This window comes from Chitinivorax sp. B, from assembly GCF_005503445.1.
Taxonomy (GTDB): Bacteria; Pseudomonadota; Gammaproteobacteria; order Burkholderiales; family SCOH01; genus Chitinivorax.
This window is the reverse complement of record NZ_SCOH01000110.1, coordinates 1-3,609: the sequence shown is the minus strand read 5'-3', so window position 1 is coordinate 3,609 and position 3,609 is coordinate 1. Positions and strand designations below refer to the sequence as shown.

The window sequence follows — 3,609 nt, the reverse complement described above, 5'->3', positions numbered from 1 at the left end:
TCATATCCTTACTCCTTTTCACGGGCGGCTACCGCTTTCAAGCGGGCCTCGATCAAGTCCATGTCGGGCTTGGGCGTGGCGATGCCGCTGGTCGATTTCTTCTGGAAGCAATGCAGCACATACACCGCCGTGGCGTAGCGCACCGTGTAGACGGCACGGTAGGTGTCGCCCTGATGGTCTTCCACCACTTCCAGCACACCGGCCCCCTTGAAGCCTTTCAGCGGCTTGGCCTGGCTGTGCTTGCTGCCCGCCTGGGCCAGATGCAAGGCGTAGCCGAAGGTGTCCTGTACGTCTTCCGGCATCGCGGCCAGGTCTTTCTTGGCTGAGCCTACCCAGCTCAATGGTCTTATTGTCGGCATGCCGAGATTATACCTAAACATGGATAAAAGGGAGGCCTGCGCCTCCCTTCTTGCTCACTGTCGATCCGCCTCAACGATTCCACCACGGATAGCCTACCCGCTCGTAGTAGTCGCGGGCCATCATGCGCTCGTCCGACCCGTTGCTGCTGTAGCCGTCACTGCGCGGGCTGGACTGCCAGTTCATGATGCCAGCGAGGTCGGCGATGAAGCCGCGCAGTACGGTTTCCGGGTCAATGCCGTCTGCTTCGCACACGTCCAGGAACTCGTCGGGCAAGCGTAGCGTGATGACGCGCTTGCGGCGCTTGGCGGGGGTCATGAGTTGTCCTCTTCTTCCTGGGCTTCCTGCTCCAACGCCGCCAAGAGGCCAGCCAGGTCCACGGCAGGCGGGGCTTCTGCCGGGGCGTCGCCATGCTCGGCCAGTGCCGCATCGAGCGCGTTCTGCTGCCGTGGTTTGATCGGCTTGCCGGGATGGGTGGCGGTATGGATGGCCTTCAAGGCCCGGATGCTGACCTGGGTGTAAATCTGCGTGGTGTCGAGCTTGGCATGCCCCAGCATGGCCTGGATGTAGCGCAGGTCGGCGCCGTTCTCCAGCATCAGGGTCGCCATGGTGTGGCGGAACAGGTGGCAGCTGCCCCGCTTGCTGAGTTGGGCGGCGTCTACATAGTCGCGCACCAGTTGCGTCAGCCGGTTGGGGCCGAAGGCGTCGCCAAGGTGGCTGAGGAACAGGGTACCGTCGTCGCTGCCGGTGGCCAGCTCGGGCCGCACGTCGTCGCGGTACTTTTCTATCCAGGCCAGCGCCCGTTCGCCGATGGGGATCATGCGGTCCTTGCGGCCCTTGCCCTGCCGTACGATCAGGGTACCGCGCTCGAAGTCGAGGTCGGCCAGCTTGAGGTGGATCAGCTCCAGCCGGCGGATGCCGGTGCTGTAGAGGGTTTCCAGCATGGCCCGGTCGCGCAGGCCGGTCACGGTCGCCAGGTCGGGCACGGCCAGCACGGTTTCGACCTCGCGCTGGCTCAGCACATGGCGCGGTAGCCGGTGTTCCAGCTTGGGCAGTTCCAGGTCGCTGGCGGGGTTGTAGAGGATATGGTTCTGCCGAGCCAGCCATTTGAACCAGGCCCGTACCGGCACGATACGGGTGTGCTGGCTGCGGATGCTGAGCGGTTGGCCGTCCCGCTTGCGGTGCAGGAACAGGTAGCGCTGGTAGCGCTCCAGAATGGGCTTGGTGACGTCCTGTGGCCGGATCACGCCGCGCTCGTCGCACCAAGCGATGAAGTAGCGCAGATAGACCTCGCGGCTTTCCGTAGTGCGCGGCGAGTAATTGCGCTCGGCCAGCCAGGCGAGATAGCGCTGCAGGTAGTGGTATAGGCTGTCCGGGTCACGCAGGTCGCCGACCGGGGGCTTGGCTTGGCGTTCGCCTTTGCGGGCCATGTCAGTCTCCGGCGGCGTGGGCGGCGCTTGTCCCCGCATGGAGGAAGGAGAAGGCCGGGACACCACTACGGTATGACCGGCTGGGCTGGGATACCCCCTGATGCGCCTCGGTGGCCTCGGCTTCGTCGCCATACTCAACCGTCGCGCCAATGCTCGATGGGACCGATAGGCACTGCCCGCGACCAGGGGCCGACTCGCTACCGACCGCTGCCCGACCCGGGGCCGACTGCTGGCGGTTTAACCCCGACCGCTGTTCGTCGTAAGTGGGGGTGGGGTTTTCAGGTAGGGGCGCAATGTCGGCCAGGCCCATCAGGAAGCGGCTGCCGGCATCGCCTTCACCGGCATACAGCAGCTCGTAGTCGTGCCCTTGGCCCCGGCTAGCGCGGTGGATCAGCAGGTATTCCAGCTCGGCCAGGCGGGCCAGATGGATTTTGAGCTGGGTGTCGCCCCAGCCGGTCAGCTCGCGCACCTGGCGGCGGCTGAAGCGGTAGTCGGTCTGTTTCACCGATAGACGGGTGCATTCATCCTTGACCCACGCATGCAAGCGGGTCAGCAGCTTGCGGGTCTGCGGCGGCAACTCGTCCAGGGTGCGGCCCAGCACTTCATGCGCCAGCCGGTTGGCGGTGGCAATGTCGGCCGGCTCAACCTCGATGTAAGCGACGGTCTTGCCCCGGTGCTGAAGGGTTTTGATCTCGCGCTGGTACTGGTGCAGCAGGGCAATCGCCTTGATCAGCGCGAGGTATTTCATATGGTCGCGCCGGGTGCGGGTCTTGTCGTCCAGGAAGGTGAGCCGGTCGGCGTAGGGGTTCACGACCTTCAAGGGTTGCAGCAGCCGTTGCGCGTTGCGGTGCAGGCTGACGATGCTGTCGTGGTCTTCGTCGGCCAGCAGGCCTTCGAGGGTCTGGCGGCGGCGCTGGATGGCGTGGATCGCCCGCGTCTGCTCGCGGCTCTCGTTCACCGTGAGCACCAGACAGCGGTTCAGCAGCTCTTCGTCGATGTCGATGGCGGTGGTGGTGAGGAACAGCATCACCGGGCCTTCGACCTTGTATTCATGGGTGGTGAGCATGCCGGTGGCGGCATCCTTGCCGGTGCTGGCCATGGTGACGCTGCCATCGCTCTGCAACAGCTTGAGGGCATAGCTGGCCTGCGCCGCGCCTTCCTCTTCGGCAATGGCGAGGATCTTGTGCTTGAGTTGGCTGCCACCCATATAGAACAGGCTCTGGCCGGTCATGGCCGAGTAGCGCACCTGGGCTTCGTCCGGCACCAAGGCCAGCACCGCATCCATCAGACTGGATTTGCCGGCGGCGGATGAGGACTGAATGAGCACGGCCAGCGGTTTGTCGAGCTGGCGCGAGACAGCTGCCAGGTAGCCCACCAGCTTGTTGGTTTCCTCGCCCACCACGCCCAGGCTGTCGAAGTCGGCCAGGATGCGGTCGAGCAAGTGTGGGTCGCGCAGCAAGGCCAGCGCGTCGGCGCGTTCCAGCTCGTCCATGCTCGGCGTCGGGTCGGCCTTGGCCAGGGCGGCATCCAGCCGTTCGGCCTGTACCGCTTCCAGCTTCAACAGCACCCGGCCCAGGTCGTGTTTGAGCACGTCTTCCGCCTCGCCCAGCTCGATGCCGGCCTGCTTCACATAAGCGGCACGGGCCTTGGCCTGGTACAGGTCCAAGGTATCGACATGGAAGCGCCCGTCACCCAGTTGGCCCGGTGTCGCCCGGCTCACCAGGACGTTGACCTTGAGTGCTTCGGGGTTGAGCGGCCGATTCCAGCCGCGCACCCGGTAGCGGCGGTCGCCGTATTGCAGGACCAGGTCAGTATCGGTCTG

The 3,609-nt window shown here is 64.9% G+C and carries 4 protein-coding genes; all 4 read right to left on the bottom strand.

What is annotated here, in order from left to right:
* Window positions 1-8 precede the first annotated feature (8 nt).
* A complete protein-coding gene (locus FFS57_RS24445) occupies window positions 9-359 on the bottom strand; it encodes a type II toxin-antitoxin system RelE/ParE family toxin (protein ID WP_137940436.1) in 351 nt (116 codons plus the stop codon).
* 70 nt (window positions 360-429) lie between these two features.
* Window positions 430-675, bottom strand: coding sequence for a hypothetical protein (locus FFS57_RS24440; protein ID WP_137940435.1), 246 nt, complete (start codon window positions 673-675; stop codon window positions 430-432).
* Window positions 672-1,787: a site-specific tyrosine recombinase XerC gene (xerC, locus tag FFS57_RS24435; protein ID WP_137940434.1), complete on the bottom strand. Its 1,116-nt coding sequence runs from the start codon at window positions 1,785-1,787 to the stop codon at window positions 672-674. The genes FFS57_RS24440 and xerC overlap by 4 nt, the downstream gene beginning before the upstream one ends.
* A gap of 1 nt (window position 1,788) precedes the next feature.
* A partial coding sequence (locus FFS57_RS25480; RefSeq protein ID WP_502705944.1) for an MTBMA_p00010-related P-loop-containing protein occupies window positions 1,789-3,609 on the bottom strand: 1,821 nt, incomplete at its 5' end.

Bases quoted from the DNA above. Each gene is read 5' to 3' on its own strand.
- FFS57_RS24445 (WP_137940436.1), bottom strand. From the start codon at position 359: ATGCCGACAATAAGACCATTGAGCTGGGTAGGCTCAGCCAAGAAAGAC.
- FFS57_RS24440 (WP_137940435.1), bottom strand. From the start codon at position 675: ATGACCCCCGCCAAGCGCCGCAAGCGCGTCATCACGCTACGCTTGCCC.
- xerC (WP_137940434.1), bottom strand. From the start codon at position 1,787: ATGGCCCGCAAAGGCGAACGCCAAGCCAAGCCCCCGGTCGGCGACCTG.